Genomic DNA, 21,763 nt, shown 5'->3' on the forward strand with positions numbered 1-21,763 from the left:
CCGGTGTCTGCGATTCATAGTTACTCCTACGCGGTTAACTTTCTTCTTCCTTTCGACCGGCGTCGAGACAAAGCGCGACGACCCCCTTTCGATTTCATGCGGGTTAAAAATCCATGCGTCTTTTTTTTTCTCCTCTTGCTGGGCTGCCGGTACGTGATGGACATGTATCCTCCTCGATCTTTTAAAAAATTTCATTATAGGCAGGTTTGTTTGGCGAGTCAATCGAAAACACGTCGGTTTCATTCGGTCGTTTGTTACAGGAGAGAAATTGTAAATGAAATAAAATAGTAGTAATAGTAGTGCTTGTTAAAAGAGGGAATTGAATCGGAACGGAATAAAAGAAAACACACTTCTCTGGGGGTTGGGGCTGAATAAAACTTGCTTTGTTTGAATGGTTTTGTTATCTTGGGCCGGGAATCAATTTAACCACAGGCAATAACGGCGATCATTTTTATGTAGGTGTTCTGAAGTGGATTTTAACCAGCATAGCTTATTGATTTATATTGCATTAATTTATTATCAACAATTGTTGATAAAGCTGTTGATAACCAGGCGGAAATGAAACCGGAAGAAATCTGGCACCAAGCCAGTGAAAAGATGGAGACCCGTGTCAACAAGCAGACCCATGACACATGGTTCAAACCTCTTTCCATCGAGTCCGTCGAAGGCAAGGAGGTCACGCTCGTCGCACCCAATCGGTTTTTCTGCGAATGGATTAGGGAGCACTACTATGAAATGCTTCTCGACGAAATAGGGCGGATTACGAAGATTGATGGATTAAGAATAAACCTGATCATAAAGAACGGCGAACAAACGCCGACCGAAAGTCCGATATCGGAAAAAACGGGAAGATCCCGAAGAGGAATTCAGCTCAATGCAAAGTACACCTTTGGCGGGTTCGTGGTCGGTTCCTGCAACCAGTTCGCCCATGCCGCGGCCTTGGCCGTGGCGGAATCTCCAGCCAGGGCCTACAACCCATTATTCCTGTATGGCGGTGTAGGGCTGGGAAAGACACACCTGCTGAATGCGATAGGGAATTTTATAATCGAAAAGCGTCCCGGGACGAGGATCGCCTATCTCTCTTCCGAGCAATTCACGAACGAAGTCATCAATTCCATCCGGTACGACAAAATGCTGGAGTTTAGGAACAAATACCGGGGTGTTGATACGTTGCTTATGGATGACATCCAGTTCATCGCGGGAAAAGAACGGACGCAAGAAGAGTTTTTTCACACCTTCAACGCCCTTTACGAAGCCCACAAACAAATTGTCTTGTCGAGCGATCGCTTTCCTAAAGAAATCCCGACGATTGAAGAACGGCTGAGATCTCGTTTTGAATGGGGTTTGATTGCGGATCTTCAAGTCCCGGACCTCGAAACCCGTATCGCCATTCTCCGAAAGAAAGCCGAGACCGAGGCGATCGATCTGCCAGACGCGGTGGCCCATCTGTTGGCCGAAAACATCCGTGGGAACGTCCGTGAATTGGAAGGGGCTCTGATTCGAGTCGGGGCCTTTTCTTCGTTGACGGGACAAGCCATAACGCTGGACTTGGCGAAGAAGATTCTTCGGGATTCGGTGCAAGTAAAGAAAATCCTTACCGCAGAAGAGATTCAAAGAGTCGTCGCGGAACGCTTCCACCTTCGGCAGGTCGATATGAAGTCGAAGAAAAGGACAAAAACGATCGTGCAGCCCAGGCAGATCACCATGTACCTCTGCCGAGAACTGACGTCCAATTCCTTCCCGGAAATCGGGCGACATTTCGGTGGGAAGGATCATACAACGGTTATCCATGCCTGTCGGCAGATCGAGAAACGAATGGAAGCCGACGCGAGTTTTAAACAATTGGTGGAATCCATAACGAGGCAGTTGCAAGAAGGCCAGGGTTCGGCATAACAACGTACTCCAGGGGCACGAGGAGGTTTGTATGAAGCTCAAAATTTCTCGGAGTGAATTATTGACCGGCTTCCAACGCGTTCAAGGCGTGGTTGAAAAGCGAAATACCATGCCGATCCTTTCAAACATGCTCTTTGAGGCGAAAGGGGACCGGGTCATTTTATTCGCAACCGACCTCGAGATCGGCATTCGGGGAACCTACAAAGCCGAGGTATCGCAGCCCGGCGGGGTAACCGTTTCGGCCAGGAAGTTGTATGAGATCATTCGCGAACTGCCGGACGGCATGGTCACGATCTCTTCGAAAGAGGATCACGCCGTTCAGATCGAGGCTGGAAAGAGCGAGTTCAAAGTGTTGGGACTGCCGCCCCAGGAATTTCCGGCCATGCCGACGGTCGAATCGGAACCGCTCATGGCCGTCGACCGCAAGACGCTTTCCGATTTGATTCGCAAGACCGTTTTTACCGCCAGCGACAACAACGCCCGTTATATTCTCAACGGGTTACTGGTCACCCTCTATGCAAAGGACAAGAAACCTTTCCTGCGATTTGTCGGAACCGACGGCCACCGTTTGGCGGTGATCGAGAGGCCGTTGGACGGTGGAACGGTGCGGGGACTTCCCCAAGAGCTGACCGCCGTCATTCCAAAGAAGGCCGCGACGGAAATAAAGAAATTGTTGGAGGAGAATGAAGAAGGACCGGAACTCGGCGTGAGTAAAAATCAAATGATCTTTAAGCGGGGAGGCCTCCTTTTGCTTGCCCGACTCATGGAAGGCAGCTACCCCAATTACCAGCAAGTGATTCCCACAGAAAATGAGAAGCGCGCCGCGGTTAAAAGGACCGAGCTCGAGGGCGCGCTGCGCCGAGTGTCCATCCTTTCTCGCGAGAAAACGAGTGCGATCAAGCTGGCCCTGGAGCCGGGTACGCTTACGTTGTCTTCCAGCAATCCGGACATGGGGGAAGCGAAAGAAACGATCGGGGCCAAGTTCAACCAAGAAGGGGTCACAACGGGTTTTAACGCCCGATATCTTTTGGACGCCCTCTCGGCGATCGATGCGGAAGAGGCCGTTTTGGAGTTTAAGGATGCACTGAGTCCCTGCATCATCCGTCAAGCGGATGACCCGGATTACTTATGCGTGGTCATGCCGATGCGGGTTTGAATCACCGGGGGTCATGCTGGGCTATCCGGTTCTGCTGGGATGGGGACCTCAGGGAGTAGGGCGTGACTCTGTCTTAAGGAGCAGCATGGAGACCAAAGCGTCCCCCAAGTACGATGCGGAACAGATCAAGGTCTTGGAAGGATTGGATGCGGTTCGAAAGCGTCCGGCGATGTATATCGGCAGCACCGGCGTGGACGGGCTGCATCACCTTGTCTACGAAGTGGTCGACAACAGCGTGGACGAGGCCATGGCCGGCTTCTGTGACCGGATCGAGGTGAGTCTTCACAGCGACGGCAGTTGCACGGTGGTCGACAACGGACGTGGAATTCCAACCGGCATGCACGCGGGCCAAAAGCGCTCGGCGGCCGAGGTGGTCTTGACCGTTCTCCATTCCGGCGGGAAGTTCGACCGGGACGCCTACAAAGTGTCGGGCGGCCTCCACGGCGTCGGGATCTCGGTCGTGAATGCCCTTTCGGAATGGCTGGAGTTGGAGATCTGGCAGGACGGGCAAGCCTTTCAGCAGCGATACAAACGCGGCAAGCCCGAGGCCCCGCTGAAAGCCACCGGGAAGACGAAAAAAAGAGGAACTCAGGTTGTCTTCAAACCCGATCCCCAGGTCTTCGAGGAAACGGAATTCAGCTTCGACACCCTCTCACAACGTCTGCGTGAGCTGGCCTTTCTCAACAAAGGGCTCCAGATCATCCTTTCGGACGAACGGACCGATAAGCGGCAGGAGTTTTCCTACAAAGGGGGCATCATCTCTTTTGTGGAGCACCTGAATGAAAACAAGGACCCTCTCCACAAACCGATTTATGTCACCCGGGAGAAAAGCGGGGTCGTGATGGAAGTGGCCCTCCAGTACAACGATTCCTACTCGGACAACATCTTTTCGTTTGCAAACAACATTAATACCCGTGAGGGTGGAACCCATCTCGTGGGATTTAAAGCCGCTCTGACTCGAACCGTGAACACGTATGCCACGGCCAACAATATGTTGAAGGCCGACGATGAGGCCCTGACCGGAGATGACGTTCGTGAAGGGCTGACCGCCGTGATCAGCGTTAAGATACCGGAACCGCAGTTCGAGGGACAGACCAAGGCCAAGCTGGGAAACAGCGAGGTGAAGGGGATCGTGGAGGCCGCCGTCAACGAAGCGCTGGGCGCCTACTTTGATCAGAACCCGAGCATAGCCCGGAAGATCGCGGAAAAGGCGATCAATGCCGCGCGTGCCCGCGAAGCGGCGCGGAAGGCCAAGGAGCTTATCCGCCGCAAGAATGCGTTGGACATCGGGTCCCTTCCCGGAAAACTGGCCGACTGCCAGGAACGCGATCCGGCCCTTTCGGAGCTTTTTATCGTAGAGGGTGATTCGGCCGGCGGATCCGCCAAACAGGGTCGGGATCGACACAATCAGGCGATCCTCCCTTTAAAGGGAAAGATCCTCAATGTCGAGAAGGCCCGTTTCGATAAGATGATTTCGAGCGACGAAATACGAACCCTGATCACGGCTCTTGGCACAGGGATCGGACCGGAAGACTTCGACATCTTAAAGGCCCGGTACCACAAGATCATACTTATGTGCGATGCCGATGTGGACGGATCGCACATCCGAACGCTTCTTCTGACCTTCTTCTTCCGGCAGATGCCCCTGCTCTTGGAGAAAGGATATCTCTATATTGCGCAGCCGCCTCTTTTCAAGGTGAAAAAAGGGAAAGAAGAGCGGTATATCCAGAACGAAAGGGAGTTTGAGGACTACTTCTTCAAACTGGGAATAGAAAAGGCGACCGTCCTGACGGAGAAGGGGAAGAAAGCGGTCGTTGGAGACCGGCGACAAAAGCTGTTTGCCGAAATGGGGAAATACCGGCAGCATATCCAACAACTTAAGAAGCGCGGGGCCACATCCGAGTTGATCCGGACGCTTCTGACCGTTCGCCCGGCGCCCAAGACGGAGTGGTATACCCCCAAAACGCTCAAGCAGTTCGAACAGGTCTATATGGATATATTAAAGGAGGCTTTTCCGCCGACCGCTAAAAAGATCCGGGCGCAGGGGGAAACGTCGCGTCGAGACGACGGCTTTGTCTTATCTTGCTCGCTGAGCTGGGAGGGACAGGTGATCGAACGACGCGTGGAGTCCGCCCAGGTGGACGCCGTGCTGGAATCGGTCGAGTATAAAGGGCTTGAGACGATCTACGATCAGGTTCAGCAAATCGCGGCACCGCCGTACCTCATCTCTGCTGAGGGCGAGGAAGCAAAGTCGATTTTGACGTTGGAGGGTGCTGTCGAACAAGTCCTCGCGATCGGTCGAAGCGGCGCGACGATCCAGCGGTTCAAAGGGTTGGGCGAAATGAACCCCGAACAACTCTGGGAAACGACCATGGATCCTGAAAAACGCGTCCTCCTTCAGGTCAAACTGGAGGATCTTGTCGCCGCCGAAGAGATGTTTTCGGTCCTGATGGGAGATCAGGTTGAGCCGCGGAAAGCCTTTATCGAAAAGCATGCTCTGGAAGTGAAAAACCTGGATATTTAAATAGCGAGCGTCCAGCTCGGCTGGGGCGAGCGCGGGGATACCAGGGGGGCATTTGAGGACCTTGCTCTTCCCTTTGCCGCCGCGCTCCCCGATAAAAACAGAGGGATTCTGTGACGACCGAAACCCGAAAAATTGTGGTGGACATCGAAGACGAGATGAAGGCCTCGTATCTCGATTACGCCATGAGCGTGATCGTGGGCCGGGCGCTCCCCGATGTCCGGGACGGCCTGAAGCCGGTTCATCGACGGATTCTTTACGGGATGCACGAAATGGGCCTGCTCCATAATCGGCCCTATCGGAAGTCGGCCAAGGTCACGGGCGAGATTATGGGTAATTACCACCCGCATGGGGATGCCGCCATTTATGATACCTTGGTCCGGATGGCCCAGGATTTCAACATGCGGTATCCCTTGATCGACGGACAAGGCAACTTCGGCTCCATCGACGGTGACCCACCGGCGGCCATGCGCTACACCGAATCGCGGCTGACCCAGCTGGCCGAGGAGATGCTGGCCGACATCGACAAGGATACGGTCAATTTCGTTCCCAACTACGACGAATCCCGCACCGAGCCGACCGTTCTCCCCTCCCGAGTTCCTAATTTGTTGATCAACGGATCATCGGGCATCGCGGTGGGGATGGCCACAAACATCCCCACACATAATCTGACCGAAGTCGTTGACGCGCTGACCTTCATGATCGACAACCCCGAGGTCGCACTCGACAAGTTGACGCGCATCATCAAGGGGCCGGACTTCCCGACCGGCGGGTTCATTTGCGGGACGCAGGGGATCAAGGACGCGTACAAGACCGGTCGGGGCATCCTGACGTTGAGGGGAAAGGCCACGATCGAGGTTCATCCCAAAACCGAAAAAGAGACGATCATCGTTACAGAATTGCCGTACCAAGTGAACAAGGCCCGGTTGATTGAGAAAATCGCAGAACTGGTCCGCGACCGAAAGATCGATGGCATTGCCGATGTTCGGGATGAGTCCGACCGGGACGGGATGCGAATCGTCGTGGAGCTCCGGCGCGGGGAGGTGGCGGCCGTTATCCTCAATCAGCTCTACAAACATACCCAGCTCCAGACGACGTTCGGCGTGATCATGCTCGCTTTGGTCGACAATCAGCCCCGTGTCTTAAATCTGGCGGAGATCCTCCAGGCCTTTGTACGGCACCGCCGTGACGTGGTGGTGCGGCGGACGCAGTACGAGCTGCGGAAAGCCGAGGAGAAGGCGCATATCTTAGAAGGATTGAAGATTGCGCTGGACCATCTGGATCGCGTGATCGCCCTGATCCGACGCGCGGCCTCGCCCGAGGTGGCCCGCACGGGCCTCGTTCAACAGTTCGGACTCTCGCAGGTCCAGGCCCAGGCGATTCTGGACATGAGGCTTCAACGGTTGACTCAACTCGAACGGGAAAAACTGGTGACGGAGTATCAAGAGACGATCAAGCGGATCGAGTACCTTCGGTCGGTGCTGGGCAGCGAGGCCTTGGTCCGAAAGATGATCAAGGACGAGTTGCTGGAAATCCGGGAGAAGTACCAGGATGCCCGGCGGACCGAAATCATGGCGGCGGCGGAAGAGATTGATCCGGAAGACCTGATTGCCGAGGAGGACATGGTCATCACGATCTCCAACACCGGCTACATCAAACGCAACCCCGTGGGGATCTACCGAAGCCAGCGCCGAGGCGGGAAGGGAAAAATCGGCATGGGCGTCCGAGAGGAGGACTTTGTCGAGCATTTGTTCGTCGCCTCGACGCACGACTACCTCCTCTTTTTCACAGATGCCGGAAAAGTATACTGGCAAAAAGTTCATCAGATCCCCGAGGCGGGACGCGCGACCAAAGGAAAAGCGATCGTCAACCTTCTTCAGCTGGCGCAGGGTGAAAAAATCACGGCGATTCTTCCCGTCGTCGAGTTCCGGGAAGACCGATACGTGGTGATGGCGACCCGGCAGGGGGTCATCAAGAAGACGCCGCTTCAGGCGTACAGCAATCCGAGAGCGGGCGGCATCATTGCGTTGACTCTGGAACCGGGAGACAAGCTGGTCGCGGTACGGCTGACGGACGGAAGTAAAGAAGTTCTGATCGGAACGAAAAAAGGATTGGTAATTCGCTTTCCGGAAAAACAGGTCAGACCGATGGGGCGCACCGCGGTGGGTGTGAAAGGAATCACCCTGACCGGGGATAACGAAGTGATCGGGATGGAGGTCTTGGGCGAGGATACGGGAGCCGGCGTTCTGACTGTGACCGAGCGCGGGTTCGGCAAGCGGACGGATCCGAAGGAGTACCGTTCCCAGGGTCGGGGCGGGAAGGGCATTATCAGCATCCGTACAACGCCGAAAAACGGAAATGCGGTGGCCGTTCTTCAGGTGATGGAGGACGGAGAAATTATGATGATGACGGCCGAAGGCAAAATCATCCGTCTTAAGATCGGGGACATCCGCCAAATCGGCCGCAACACGCAGGGCGTACGGCTGATCGGCCTGGATCCGAACGATCGTGTGGTGGGTGTCGCTCCATTGGCGGAGAGAGCCGACCCCGATGAAACCCCCGACGAGCCCGTGTCGCAACAGGACGGCCAGGATGGGGAACCGTCGGCCTAAAACCGGTCCGCAGTGTTGGTTGAGCCTGGGCGTGGTTTTCCTGGTTGTGGTAACAGGATGCGAACAGATGCCCAAGGCCATTCTCGACGCGGCTGAAGCCCGATGGAAAGCGGGAGATTACCTAGGCGCGGTTCAGGACTATGAACGTCTGGTCGAAGATTACCCCAAGAGCGTTTATGCCGATGATGCCTATTACGCCATCGGGACGCTCGAATATCTCTACCTGAATGATTACCCGAAAGCCATCGAAGCCTTCCGCAAAGTCGTAACGGAACATCCCAACAGCCCACTGGTCATGCAAGCCGAGCAAACACTGGCCGAGATATACGAAAAGAAATATCACGATTATCGGCGGACCGTTGCGGAGTACCAGAAACTGTTGGAGCGGACCAAGGATCGGGCCGTTGCTGAGGAAGTACAGTATCGCATTGGCGAGGTCTATTTTGATCAGGGTGATTACGATCAAGCCCGGAATGAATGGGACCAGCTTCTCAAACAGTCACCCAACAGCGAGTGGGCGGACAATGCGCTTTACCGAACCGGAAGCAGTTATTTCCTCCAAGGGCGGTACAATGAAGCCCTGGTGATTTATCAAGAGACGATCAAGCGCTACCCTCACAGCGATGTAAGGATCGAAGTCCGCTTCTGGCTGGCCAATTGTTTGGAGGAGCTTGATCGACTGGACGAAGCGTTACGTGAATATCGGTCGCTGGCCAAAATTTATCCGAATCCGAAAGTAGTTGGAATTAAGATCCAAAGTATCGAAAGTCGCTTGAGAACGGTCATCGGCAAACCGCCGGTCACAAGCGGTCCCCCTGCGGAGCCAGAATAACGGGTGAACGATTGAGGACGACGCGCTGCATCTAAAGATAGCCTTTCACGGCCCCATTATTTTTTACGTTTTTCCCATGGGGAGGGCACAGGCGGGATGAAAGTTCAAAGGCCAAGTTGTAGAATGACTTCTTGAATCTGAAAATCGGCCTGAAACCGGTGCAAGGCGGCATTCACCTTATCCACGAGCGTCGGTTTTAAGAAGGCCAACTCTTGCATCCAGGCGGGGCTGTCTACCGATAAGTAGAGCTTTCGGAAACGGATCTTGCCCGGCTGGGCATGCCCCGCGATTTGATCTCCGACGATCTCGGCCCAGTGCTCCCGAAGGCGGTGTTCCGCCAGCGGACCTTCTAAACCATACTGGGCGATCAGACGTAGAAGGACTTGGCTTGCGGGAGTGAATGACGATCCTTTGGTCATGTGGTCATGCAGGCTCATCGGTTTATTTTAGACCCATTTTACCCGAGAGCTCCTGGCAATGCAACCCATGCGCAAACGAAAGACGATTGCGCAACCCCCTGCGGCCTATTCCAAACGAATTGCAATCGGAGATACGGGTCTAAATCTATTGACATAAATCGAAAGGAGCGTTACTTTAAAACTGGAAAGTTGAAACCGATCATGTTACCTGGTCGGCGCTTAAAATAGAGAAAGCCAATCTGGACCAGGGAGAATGGAAGATGAAAGCTCCTCAAAAATCTTCGATAACATTGGCTTTATTTCGGAAATCTAAAGACGGAGCCGGCCTCTCTATTTGTTCGGGATAAAGGTGTGTCGAGGCCATGCTGACTCTCCTTCATTGCCCGGGCGTGGCCGGATCATAACAGCCCTTCAACAGTACGACGAAGTAATGTCGATAAAGGCTTGTTCTATCCGCTTTTGCGCGCCGACGAAGACAAAAGTATCGGACGATCAATGGCTTGCAAAATTTATTATTTTGTGTTATAAAGGTGCACGCGATGTTCAACCTCCGGTCTAACAAAGCGGTCTCATGGCAAATGATTCGGTGGTGGCTACCAACTCAAAGGCCTTTCATGATTACCATATCGAAGAAAAGTACGAAGTCGGGATCGTTTTGATCGGGACGGAGGTCAAGGCATTAAGAGAAGGCCGGGCGAATCTTCGAGACAGCTACGCCAGCATCCAAGGCAACGAGGTGTTTCTATATCATTGTCACATCAGCCCTTACAGTCATGGAAACATTGCGAACCACGATCCGTTGAGGGTGAGAAAGCTTTTGTTGAACCGGAACGAGATCAATAAGCTGATCGGGAAAACGCAGCAGCGCGGTTTTACCTTAGTGCCGTTGAAGATCTATTTCAAGAAAGGCTTGGCCAAGGTGGAATTGGCCCTTGCGCTTGGGAAGCAGGCTGCGGATAAACGCGAGACGCTGAGGCGTAAGATCGCACAACGGGAAATCCAGAAGGCTTTTAAACAGAGACAACGGTAGCGTGATTATCGGTTATTGGATACTAAAATAAGGAGGGGGCGACCGGATTCGACGGAGATCAAGAGGTTTCGGGCGGCATGCCGAGGTCCCACAGGGGCTCGTTAAACACCTGTGGAAACAAGTAACTGCCAATTCTGAATTGGCCCTCGCTGCTTAAGAGCGGCGCGTCCACCTGATTGTTGTCTGTGCGGTCAGACTGGATGTCACGATAGCAGGCTGGTCCCGCGGGTTTTCCAGGCCCGCAGGATGAGACGAACTGGAATAGCGGCTCATCGGGTTTGTGGCTGTACCCGAAGAGCGGCGAATTTAAAACAGCCACTACGCATGTAGTCTCCTGGGGCTGAGGTTCTTCGGACGCGGGTTCAACTCCCGCCGCCTCCACCAGTTTAGTCTCTTTTCCTTCACGATTTGGCCTGATGCTCTGACGAGGATCGGATAGCCCCTCACGCAGAGGTTGCGGCATCATCCGAGATCGTTCCTTCCCAGCGCATTGTCGGTAGAGAGACAATGCGCGCTCGACAGATTTCTACAATCCAGAAAAGAAGAGCCACAGGTCGATCATAGACGCGGTTGCGTATCCACACTTGAAGGGGCCATGGCATGGTATCCACGGTGTTTCATGAGCGGCGTAACGAGTACAAAGCGATCGATTTTGGAGATCGCCGAAGGGTTCAACGGCGGCTTCAGAAAGGAGCCTTCCTGCCTGAACGGAGACGACTCATCTCTGTAGAGCGATCCAAGGAGGAGAGTTTCCCGGCGCCCCAGGTCCCGTTAGGGGCAAGGTTTGAATTAACCGGAGAACAAAAAAACCTGCAAAACAAAGTGCGGCAGTTTACCCAAAGCCAGATCGCACCTGTGGCGGCTCACTACGATCGGATCGGGGAATTTCCATGGGAGGTGATTCGCGGAGCGTTCGATATCGGAATTTTTACTAATTACATTCCTAAAAAATACGGCGGGGATGGATTGGGAGTTTTCGAGACAGCGATCGTGACCGAAGAACTCGCCGCGGGATGCATGGCGATGGGAACATCGATCATGATCAATGTTCTGGGAACGGCGCCACTTCTTATCGCCGGCACCGAAGAACAGAAAGAACGGTTTTTTATTCCTTATTGTCGTCAACAAAGATTGGTCTCGTTCTGCTTCACCGAACCGGATGCGGGGTCCGATCCAGGCCGAATTACGACCCGTGCCGAGTTGAAAGGAGACCGGTATGTTCTCAACGGATCAAAGTGCTTCATCACCAATGGGGGTGTCGCGGATTACTACGTTGTCTTCGCGACGATCGATAAGAATTTAGGAACAAAAGGCCTTACCGCGTTTTTAACCCCCTCCAGAGTAGAAGGGATTAAAATTGGGAAGATCCTGGACAAGATGGGACAGCGGGCGGCCAATACGGCCGAGATCTTCTTTAAAGATGTCGGGGTTCCCGTTGAAAACAGAATCGGGGGTGAAGGCGAAGGATACAAAATTGCGTTGCAATCTATTTCGAAATCGCGAATTAATGTTGCGGCCGGTTCGGTGGGTATAGCGAGGACCGCCATGGAGTGCGCGTTGAGGCACGTTCATAAACGGGTACAGTTCAACCAACCCCTGGCCAATTTTCAATATGTTCATTTTCGATTGGCCGATATGGCCACCCAGATTGATGCCGCCCGATTAATGGCATGGCGAGCGGCATGGGCACACGACCAAGGCCATCGATATGCCAAGGAATCCTCCATGGCGAAAGATTTTGCCGGGGATGTCGTGATGAAGGTGACAAGCGAAGCGTTGGACCTGTTGGGCGGCTATGGTTATTCCAAAGAGTACCCGATGGAAAAATTAATGAGGGATGCCAAGCTCATGCAGATTTATGAAGGTCCTTCCCCGATTCATAAAACGATTGTCTATAGAGAGCTGGCTAAAGAATATGGTTTATTAAAATAATACCTGCTGTCATGGTTGATCATCGATGAAAAACCAGCCGGAAGCTTTGAAGAATTACCCCAAAAACGACTCTCGGGAATACCTTCGAAGAAACTGCTACCTGCCGATTATAGAACATGAGCAAAAGACCAAACCATTTGGCAACGTCCTCAATCTAAGCACATCCGGCCTGTTCGTTGTAGCAAAAGAAGCCAAAGACCAAGCCGAGCCGTTGAAGGCGCGGTTCTTTGTCCCAAACGTCTCCGGTCCGATAAACTTCCTGGGAAAGGTGGTTTATGTAAAGAGTGAAGGGGGAGGGCAGTTTCTGGGAATGGGTGTGAGGTTTTTGGAGCTCGACGGCGAACATAAAAAGACTCTAAGGAACTATGTCTTAAATCACGGCTTCAACGAAACACTCAGCGGCTTCCAAAAAAAATCAAATTCCTCGGTACAAAATCTTAAACCTTTCAATGACCTCGGTGCCATCCAATCGATTTTTTACTCGGCAGCCCGGCAGCAGGCGGCGGTCCAGATTTTTTGGTGCCGTCATTATATTTCGGTTATGACGCTTCTTCAGGACGTCGGAAAATACCACCTGTCATTGAAACTTCCGAAAAATTCCGATCGGGATGCCGTTGACCGATACGATCATCTTTATTTGGGGATGACTCATCAAGGCACGTCGTACTTTTTCGAAGCCACGGTCAAGTATAAAGGGAATGATTCGCTGACCATTACAAAACCGGATACGATCTATTTTGAGGAAAGACGGGTCGAAACGCGCTATGGCAATGAACCGAACGGGGATGATAGAACCAGGGTGGAATTGCAGTTGACCCAAGACGGAGGGGCACCATCGGTTCAGCAGGTCGCTGATTTTAACTCTTCGGGTTTGTCCTTCCATATTCCCTTGGGTGATAGTTATTTCTCAGCCGGTAGAGTGATCCATGAAATAAATGTTATAAAAAATAAAAAGATTGACCATCACGATAGCGCAACGGTAGTCCACGTCACTCCGGTCGGTCGTAACCAAGTAAAAGTGGGCCTTGAATTTCATGTTGAAAGAGAGCCATACGAGTTCAAACAGACTGACCCTCAGATTGAAAACACGGTTGAAAAATACCCCGGTATTTCACGGATAGTTAAAATGACCACAAATATTCTTAAGGTCGCGGAAAGCATTTATAGGCGATTTCTGGGCCTTCAAGACGATGTCCAATTGCTGAAGTATTCTAACGAGAAAGGTGAAAAAATCGTCGCTATCGTAAACGCGACGTTTGACATAACCTCAACGAGTGGGAAGCGGAGCACTCCTGTTGTGATCATTCCGCCCGCGTATGCAAGAAGGAAGGAAACAACGGGGCTTTTAGCCATGGTCATCGTGGAGACTTTTCGGAAATATAAAAAGGATGTTGTCGTGATACGTTTCGACGGGATAAGAAGCATCGGTGAAAGCTACAACGACCAAGAGTGCGCACACGATGGCAAGGAAATGATTCATTATACGTTAACCCAGTTAGCGAGCGATATTGGCACGACGGTAGACTACGCAAAAAGGAACCCAGGGTTTCAGCCATCTAGTATTGTCTTAATCTCTTTCAGTATGGCGTCCATAGCGGCCAGGAGATCTATTTTGGTTAATGGACAAAAGGACATTGATTACTGGATAAGCTGCATGGGCGCATCCGACCCGGACGACCTGATGAAGAATTCGACGGGCGGCATAGATTACTTAATGGAGTTCAGGCAAGGAGAAAAACTTTCAGTGAAGCAAGTATTAGGTCATATGGTGAATCTTGACAATTACTGCAATGACATTGAGTCGAACGATATAGCCTATTTGGAAGATGCGCGAAAAGATATGGCAAAGATAAAGATACCTGTTACATGGATTTACGGAAGATATGACTATTGGATAAATAGGAACAGAATACTTGATATCATGAGTATTAAGTCAAAAGGCCCGCGCCAGGTCCGTGAAGTGCCTTGCGGTCACATTGTCAAGACCAGTAATGAAGCGATCGAGGTTTTTAAACTAATCGTGCAGCATATTTGGGAACAGCTTTATCATGAAAATGTTATTCCAAGCGTTCCAGCCGCGGCGGAACGGGCCGCATTTGAAAGGGCGGAATGGGCGAGAATCCGACAGAAGGAAATGGACCATAAGAATTACTGGCGGTCCTATCTATTGGGACAAGAAAAAGGAGAAATAGGATTTGATATCATAACCTTAACAGATGAATATCATGAACTGATGGAGAAACAGTTGGCGCTTTTGGAATTAAATGAAACCGATTTGTTGATTGACATGGGTGGGGGCACCGGTAATTTCATGCAATGTTATTTGGAGTCCGAAAAACCTAAAAAGACTTTTGGCTCGGAACGGGGTCCTAAAATTTACACAGCTGATTTTGTTAAGGAGGCCTTGCTGCGAGCGAGAGAAAAGCACAAAAGAATCATCGGTGCGGATGTTTTCAGACGGTCGGGTTTTGGTTATGTGACAGCGGATCTTAATGTGGTCAATCCCGTATTGAAGTTGCCATTTAAGGATAACAGCCTTGATAAAATACTGGCGAGTTTGTTTATTTCCTACGTTAAAAACGCTCAGGGGACGCTGGAGGAGTTTTTTAGAATTCTGAAACCGGATGGAATGGTCGTTGTATCATCGCTGAAACCTGATACGGATATGTCAAAACCGATACAATCGTTGATTGATAAGATTAAAGCCGCCGATGAGCTCCCTTATTTTGAGGGTAAAACCAGGGAAGAGTTGTTGACGGCCGTGCAGTATTATATCAACACCGCCGCATACTTAACAGATCTCGAGGAAGAAAAAATGTTCAAGTTCTATAATACGGAAGAGCTGACCCAATTACTGATAGAATCCGGTTTTAGAAATATCCGATCCTATGATAGTTTTGGCAGCCCGGCACAGGCGGTCATTGCTATTGGGTTTAAATAGGCACCATTCATGAGAAAGTAATGGAAGATAACGCAAACAAAAAAATAAGGGAAGAATTCGAGAGCGAAACCCGTTCGCTCAGTATCGCCCGGACAAAAATTATTTGTGCATTGGCTGTGCCGTTTTTCCCGGCATTTAACGTGCTGGACTATTTCGTCACTCCTGAGAATTTCCGCTTTTTCTTGTCGTTGAGAGTGATTAGTGCATCAATAAATCTGGTCGTCCTCTTTTTGTGTTTTACAAAGCACGCCGAGCGGCATGCCTATTTTTGGGGCGCGCTCAGCATACTGCCCATGAGTTTTTTCATCTCGACGATGACCCAATACACCGGAGGCCATACCAGTACCTATTACGCCGGATTAAACCTGATGTTTCTCGCCTTTAGCCTTCTTATGCCATGGAGCTTAGCACGAACTCTGGGAGTGTACTTGGCCATCGATCTATCCTATATTATCCCAATAGTTTTATTTGAAAAAATTACGGCTTGGCCACTCTTTCTCAATAACATCTTTTTTCTCAACATGACGATGATCATTGCGGCCACGGCAACATTCTTTTCGTACAAATTGAGGCATCGAGAATTTAAGGCTCGGTTTGAGCTTAAAAGCACCAATGTGAATTTAGAGGAAACAAAGAACAGCTTGGAAAAAGCCTATGAAAAACTCAAAGAACTCGATGCGATAAAGACGAAGTTCTTCGCAAACGTTTCGCACGAACTTCGGACACCGTTGACGCTGGTGCTGGCGCCGCTGGAGTCGATGCTCAAGGGCGAGATGGGCAAGTTGGAGGGATCGCAGGAAGGGCACGTCCGGATCATGTACCAGAATTCGCTGCGGCTGCTCAAGATGATCAACAATTTGTTGGACCTGGCCAAGATCGATGCCGGCAAAATGAAGCTGACCCTCGACCAGGTGAATCTGACCGAGTTTATCCGAGGCATCGTGGCCTCCGTGTCCCCGATGGCCGAGAAGAAACAGATACGGCTGTCGTTCACAAACGGCGATCACCTGCCGGACATGGCATGCGATAAGGAAAAGATCGAGAGGATTCTTTTAAACTTGATCTTCAATTCGCTTAAATTCACCGATCCGGGCGGAACCGTAACCGTCCGGTGCGGACTGACCCGGCTCGAGGATGAAAACGGGCAAGGCGACCGTTTCCTCGTTTCGGTCACCGACACCGGGATCGGATTCCCGAAAGAATACCGCACCAAAATCTTCGAGCGGTTCTCCCAGGTGGACGCCTCCGCCAGCCGGAAGTACGAAGGCTCCGGGATCGGTCTGGCGTTGGCGAAGGAAATGGTCGAACTCCACCACGGCCGGATCTGGGCCGACAGCGAGCCCGGGAAGGGAACCGTCATGACCTTTACGCTGCCGATGGACCTCAAGCTGTCGGAGCCGGAAAGCTCAACGGAGGATCGTCGGGCGGCCAACCGCCGCGCGCGGGAGCGACGGGAGAGCGAGGGGCGCCGTTCGGAGGATTGGACGCGGGCCATTCACACCGCGGCAGAATATTCTGCATCGGATATATTGAAAGAGGGCGCCGATGTCCCGATGCCGGCTCCGGCCTTGTCGGAGTCCAAGGACCATACCGTTCTCTTAATCGAGGACAACGCCGACATGCGAAGCTTCATCGTCTTCCAACTCCAGGAAGCGTTCAATCTGATCCAGGCCCGGGACGGGATCGAGGGCGTTGATCTGGCCGTCCGACACCATCCGGATCTCATCATTTCGGACGTCATGATGCCGGGCAAGGACGGCTATCAGGTCTGTCGGGAGATCAAAGCGGATCCCCATACCCGCCATATCCCGGTCATCCTCCTGACGGCGAAGGCCGAGCTCTCTGAAAAGATTTCAGGATTGGAGTACGGCGCGGACGACTATCTGACCAAACCGTTCAACGCGCAGGAGCTTAAGGCCAAAATCCGGTCGTTGATACAGCTTCGTCGTCTGGAACGCGAGATCCAAAATAGGAGTGAGGAACTGGAACGCACCCTGAAGATGCTTCAAGAAACCCAGACCCAACTCGTCCATTCGGAAAAGATGGCGGCGCTGGGACTGCTCGTCGCCGGCATCGCGCATGAGGTGAACAATCCCGTGAGTTTCGCAAAGGGCAGCCTCTCCAATCTCCGACGTTACCTGGGCCAGGTGCGCGACGCGCTGGAACGGCAGCCGGAAACACGTCACGTGCTGCTCCAGTTCAACAAACTTCTTCAGGACATCGAGCAATCCCTCAATATTGTCAAGGCCGGCTTGGACCGTACGGAGGGAATCGTGACGGACCTTAAAACCTTTGCCCGAAAAGACGAACAGCACACCAAGCGGGTCGATGTTCAAGACGGCTTGGAGGCCACGATTAAGCTGATCCAGCACGAAATGGCGGAACGGATCACGTTGCACCGTGACTACGGCATCCGGGAGGCGGTTGAAATCATCCCGGGGCAGATCAACCAGGTCTTCATGAACCTGCTTCAAAACGCGATTCATGCCATTCCGGGAAAGGGCGACATTTGGATACGCTCCTGGGAAGACGCGGACCGGGTTTATATCGCGGTCCGCGATAACGGGGCCGGGATAAAAAAAGATCATCTGGGTCGGATCTTCGAGCCGTTCTTCACCACCAAAGCGGTGGGTCAAGGCACAGGTCTGGGTTTGTCGGTCAGCTACCGGATCATCGAGAACCACGGCGGGAAGATCGAGGTCAGCAGCGAAGAGGGAAAGGGCGCCGAGTTTGTCGTCACGCTCCCCAAACGTCAGCCGGCGAACCCGCCGACCGCCGGGATTTCTTCCGAACCGGCATCGAGTAAAGGAGACGCGCGATGAAGCCGTTGTTGCGAACAGAAGAGTACCTGCGCTTCCCCATCCTCTATGTCGACGATGAGCCGCTGGCTTTGGAAACGTTCCGCCTCCAGTTCAAAGAAGACTTTACCATCCATACCTCCCAGAACGGGGAAGACGCGCAACGCATCCTGCGGGAAAACGAAATCGCCGTCATCTTGACGGATCAGCGGATGCCGCAGACCACCGGGGTCGAACTCTTAAAGCAGGTGAAAGAGCACCATCCGGACACCGTGCGCATGTTAATGACGGCCTACTCCGATATGGATGTCGTGATTGAGGCGATCAACGAAGGGAACGTTTATCGGTACGTAACCAAGCCCTACAACGAAGACGACCTGCGGAACACGATTCGCCAGGGGATCGACACCTACTATTTGATTCGAGAACGGGAGCGGCTCGAGGCCGAGAAGATTGAAACCGCGAAGCGCATGGCCCGGGCCAACCGGCTGTCCGCGGTCGGGACCTTGGCGGCCGGAATGGCCCACGAGATCAACAATCCCTTGACCGCGGTGAGCGCTTTTCTCCAGATGCTCCCGCAAAAATATGACGAGAGTTCCCGGGACAGGGAGTATTGGGATCAGTTCTACCGAAGGGTGTGCGAGGAGTTGGATCGTATCCACAACCTCATTACGCGGATGCTTCGATACTCGCGGTTCACGGGGCAGGAGGAGTATAATTTTCAGGAAACGCACCTGAACGAGCTTTTGGAAGACATGGTCGCGCTTCTGGTGCCGGAAGCCAAAAAGAAACTGAACGTTTTCAAGAAAGATTTTGATCCCGCTCTTCCAACCGGGTGGATGGATCAGGAACGCATGAAACAGGTCTTCATGAACCTGTTATTAAATGCGATCCAGGCCACGGAACGGGGAACGATCACGGTCCGCAGCCGTCGGGTTTCGCAAGGGTCCGACCGAACGGCACTGGAGGTGGCCGTCATCGACACCGGGTCCGGAATCGCGGAAGAGCACCTCCCGAAACTCTTTGATCCATTTTTCACGACCAAACATCATGAAGGCAGCGGCCTCGGCCTGTTGACCTGTCATCAGATCATTGAGGCCCACCGCGGATACATTGACGTGCAATCCCAACCGGGAAAAGGGTCCACCTTCACGGTCGTCATCCCCCTCAACCCCCAAGAGCACGACCGTCGGGTCAGCGACCGCCGAAACGAGCCGGATGAGGTCTCGATCTAGCGTCTTTTCCCCCGACGACTCGCCTTGACAGAATTCCACCGGTAGGCTATGATAACACTCCTTTCCTGCGGGGGTTTTGGATGGACGGCAAGACCGACGTAGCCATTGCCAGCGATCATGCGGGTTTGGATTTGAAAAACAAGATCACCCGTTTCTTAAAGGAGCAAGGGCTGGCGGTATCGGATTTCGGTACGAACAACCACGACTCGGTCGACTACCCGGACTACGGCGTTCCCGTGGCGCGGGCCGTTTCGGAAGGTCAGATCCAGCGGGGCATTCTCATCTGCGGAACGGGCATCGGCATGTCCATCGTGGCCAACAAGTTTCCCGGTGTGCGGGCGGCGCTCTGTTTTGACCCGTTTACGGCGAAAGTCAGCCGTCTCCACAACGACGCGAACATTCTTGTCCTGGGACAACGCGTGCTGGACGAGAAGACGGCTTTGGAGATCGTACGTTTGTGGCTGGCGACCGGTTTCGACGGAGGGCGACATGCCCGGCGTCTGGCCAAGATCGAAGAGATCGAAAAGAAGGTCGTACGGGGATAACTCCGTTAAAGGTGAAGGAACCATGTCCGCATTGAAGAAAACCGATCCCGAGATTTATCGCGCGATCCAGGGCGAGAAAAAACGGGAACGCGAACAGATCATCCTGATCGCTTCCGAAAATTACGCCAGCAAGGCCGTTCTGGAAGCGCAAGGAAGTCTTCTGACGAACAAATATGCCGAAGGCCTTCCCGGAAAACGATACTACGGCGGATGCGAATTCGTGGACGTGGCCGAATCCCTGGCGATCAGCCGCGCGAAAGAGCTGTTCGGCGTCGAACACGTCAACGTTCAACCCCATTCCGGGACCCAGGCCAACATGGCGGTCTACCTGGCCATGCTCAAGCCGGGCGACACGATTCTTTCGATGAGCCTGGCCCATGGAGGCCATCTCTCGCACGGGCATCCGGTGAACTTTTCGGGCAGCCTCTATCGGCCGGTCTTCTACGGCGTCCGTCGTGAAACCGGTCTCATCGACTACGACGAGATCGCCCGCCTGGCCGATGAGCACCGGCCGCGAATCATCGTGACCGGGGCCAGCGCCTACCCCCGCGTTTTCGATTTCAAACGCCTTGGAGAAATTGCGGGTCGCTGCGGCGCATTCCTGATGGCCGATATTGCCCATATCGCGGGACTGGTCGCGGCCGGCGTGCACCCCAGCCCGGTTCCCTATGCGGATTTTGTAACGACCACGACCCAGAAGACCTTGCGGGGGCCGAGGGGCGGAATGGTCATGTGCAAGGACCAATTTGCGAAAGCGATCGACAAGGCCGTCTTCCCCGGCCTTCAAGGCGGGCCGCTCATGCACGTCATCGCGGCCAAGGCCGTGGCTTTTAAGGAAGCGCTGGCGCCGGCCTTCCGGGGTTATCAGCGGCAGATCGTGGCCAACGCACAGGCCCTGGCCGAGGGACTGATCAAGCGCGGCTTCCGGCTCGTTTCGGGAGGGACGGACAATCATCTCATGCTCGTGGATCTATCGAACCGGAATGTGACCGGAAAAGAGGCCGAAGCGGCGCTCGATCGGGCCGGCATCACGGTCAATAAAAACGCCATTCCCTTCGACGAAAAACCGCCGGCCGTCGCCAGCGGGGTTCGTCTTGGAACGCCGGCCGTTACGACGCGCGGGATGAAGGAGCGCGAGATGGGAATCATCGCGGAGGCGATCGATCGGGTGACGGCCCATCCAAACGACGAGACCGTGATCCGGGAAACGCGCAGACGGATGAAGCAACTCTGCCGACGGTTCCCGCTGAAGGATTGAACTCCGAGAAGCACGATGAAATGCCCCCATTGCGAATCGCTCGATAACAAGGTGGTCGACTCCCGGCTGAGCCAGGAAGGCGCCGTCATTCGGCGCCGGCGCGAATGCTTCAAGTGTGAGCGACGCTTCACGACGTACGAGCGCGTGGAGGAGATGTCGCCGATGGTGATCAAAAAAGACGGCCGCCGGGAACATCTCGATCGCCAAAAGATCCTCGCCGGCCTGAAGAAGGCGTGTGAAAAGCGGCCGATCAGCATGGATACGCTGGATGTCGTCGCCACGCGGATCGAGAAAAAGTTGCAGGAAAACGGCGAGACCGAAATTCCCAGTCGGGCGATCGGCGAAGCGGTCATGGCCGAGCTGTATCGTTTGGACCAGGTGGCCTACGTGCGATTCGCCTCGGTCTACCGGGAGTTCAAGGATTTGAACCAGTTCATGTCCGAGTTGAAGGGTCTCCTGGATCGGGAACCCAACGACTCGAGTGATCGAGCCGCCCGCCCCCTTACGGTCAAGGAAGGCGGGTCCTCCACCAAAGCATCGGTATGAGCCGGTCCGACGATTGCGACCGCGACCCCGTTCAGTCACGGCCCC

At 53.3% G+C, this 21,763-nt stretch carries 15 protein-coding genes and 1 other RNA gene; 14 read left to right on the plus strand and 2 right to left on the minus strand.

Features of this window, described 5'->3' with window-relative positions; translation table 11 throughout:
• Positions 1-26: 26 nt before the first annotated feature.
• Positions 27-164 (minus strand): 50S ribosomal protein L34, encoded by a 138-nt coding sequence (rpmH, locus tag VLY20_00460; GenBank protein ID HUK55115.1) that lies wholly within the window; start codon positions 162-164, stop codon positions 27-29.
• 394 nt (positions 165-558) lie between these two features.
• On the opposite strand from rpmH, the gene dnaA reads away from it, so the two are divergent.
• The 5 genes from dnaA to VLY20_00485 all read left to right on the plus strand — a co-directional run bounded on the left by dnaA (position 559) and on the right by VLY20_00485 (position 9,014).
• Positions 559-1,893, plus strand: coding sequence for a chromosomal replication initiator protein DnaA (dnaA, locus tag VLY20_00465; protein ID HUK55116.1), 1,335 nt, complete (start codon positions 559-561; stop codon positions 1,891-1,893).
• 31 nt (positions 1,894-1,924) lie between these two features.
• Positions 1,925-3,049 carry a DNA polymerase III subunit beta gene (gene dnaN, locus VLY20_00470; GenBank protein HUK55117.1) on the plus strand — a complete coding sequence of 375 codons (1,125 nt, stop codon included), beginning with the start codon at positions 1,925-1,927 and terminating at the stop codon, positions 3,047-3,049.
• A gap of 85 nt (positions 3,050-3,134) precedes the next feature.
• A complete protein-coding gene (gyrB, locus tag VLY20_00475) occupies positions 3,135-5,573 on the plus strand; it encodes a DNA topoisomerase (ATP-hydrolyzing) subunit B (protein HUK55118.1) in 2,439 nt (812 codons plus the stop codon).
• A 110-nt stretch (positions 5,574-5,683) separates the two neighbouring features.
• Entirely contained in the window at positions 5,684-8,182 is a 2,499-nt protein-coding gene (gyrA, locus tag VLY20_00480; GenBank protein HUK55119.1) for a DNA gyrase subunit A, read from the plus strand.
• A 67-nt stretch (positions 8,183-8,249) separates the two neighbouring features.
• The gene (locus VLY20_00485) at positions 8,250-9,014 is read left to right on the plus strand and encodes a tetratricopeptide repeat protein (GenBank protein HUK55120.1); all 765 of its coding nucleotides are present in this window, start codon (positions 8,250-8,252) and stop codon (positions 9,012-9,014) included.
• Between the two features lie 104 nt (positions 9,015-9,118).
• On the opposite strand, the gene VLY20_00490 is transcribed toward VLY20_00485, so the two are convergent.
• On the minus strand, positions 9,119-9,433 hold the full coding sequence (locus VLY20_00490) for a DUF721 domain-containing protein (GenBank protein HUK55121.1): 315 nt from the start codon (positions 9,431-9,433) through the stop codon (positions 9,119-9,121).
• A gap of 571 nt (positions 9,434-10,004) precedes the next feature.
• Between VLY20_00490 and smpB the strand changes: the two genes are divergently transcribed.
• The 9 genes from smpB (at position 10,005) to nrdR (ending at position 21,718) form a co-directional block, all read left to right on the plus strand.
• Positions 10,005-10,463 (plus strand): SsrA-binding protein SmpB, encoded by a 459-nt coding sequence (gene smpB, locus VLY20_00495; GenBank protein ID HUK55122.1) that lies wholly within the window; start codon positions 10,005-10,007, stop codon positions 10,461-10,463.
• 34 nt (positions 10,464-10,497) lie between these two features.
• Positions 10,498-10,847, plus strand: a transfer-messenger RNA (tmRNA) gene (gene ssrA / locus VLY20_00500).
• A gap of 216 nt (positions 10,848-11,063) precedes the next feature.
• On the plus strand, positions 11,064-12,395 hold the full coding sequence (locus tag VLY20_00505; protein HUK55123.1) for an acyl-CoA dehydrogenase family protein: 1,332 nt from the start codon (positions 11,064-11,066) through the stop codon (positions 12,393-12,395).
• A gap of 25 nt (positions 12,396-12,420) precedes the next feature.
• Complete coding sequence (locus VLY20_00510) at positions 12,421-15,336, plus strand: PilZ domain-containing protein (protein HUK55124.1); 2,916 nt, start codon at positions 12,421-12,423, stop codon at positions 15,334-15,336.
• Between the two features lie 641 nt (positions 15,337-15,977).
• Positions 15,978-18,158, plus strand: a complete 2,181-nt coding sequence (locus VLY20_00515; protein ID HUK55125.1) for an ATP-binding protein — start codon at positions 15,978-15,980, stop codon at positions 18,156-18,158.
• Positions 18,155-19,369, plus strand: a complete 1,215-nt coding sequence (locus VLY20_00520; GenBank protein HUK55126.1) for an ATP-binding protein — start codon at positions 18,155-18,157, stop codon at positions 19,367-19,369. Before VLY20_00515 ends, VLY20_00520 begins: the two co-directional genes overlap by 4 nt.
• 80 nt (positions 19,370-19,449) lie before the next feature.
• Positions 19,450-19,914 carry a ribose 5-phosphate isomerase B gene (gene rpiB / locus VLY20_00525; GenBank protein HUK55127.1) on the plus strand — a complete coding sequence of 155 codons (465 nt, stop codon included), beginning with the start codon at positions 19,450-19,452 and terminating at the stop codon, positions 19,912-19,914.
• 22 nt (positions 19,915-19,936) lie between these two features.
• A complete protein-coding gene (gene glyA / locus VLY20_00530) occupies positions 19,937-21,172 on the plus strand; it encodes a serine hydroxymethyltransferase (protein ID HUK55128.1) in 1,236 nt (411 codons plus the stop codon).
• A gap of 15 nt (positions 21,173-21,187) precedes the next feature.
• On the plus strand, positions 21,188-21,718 hold the full coding sequence (nrdR, locus tag VLY20_00535; GenBank protein ID HUK55129.1) for a transcriptional regulator NrdR: 531 nt from the start codon (positions 21,188-21,190) through the stop codon (positions 21,716-21,718).
• Positions 21,719-21,763: the final 45 nt, after the last annotated feature.

It is taken from the genome of Nitrospiria bacterium, assembly GCA_035517655.1.
GTDB lineage: Bacteria > Nitrospirota > Nitrospiria > JACQBZ01 > JACQBZ01 > JACQBZ01.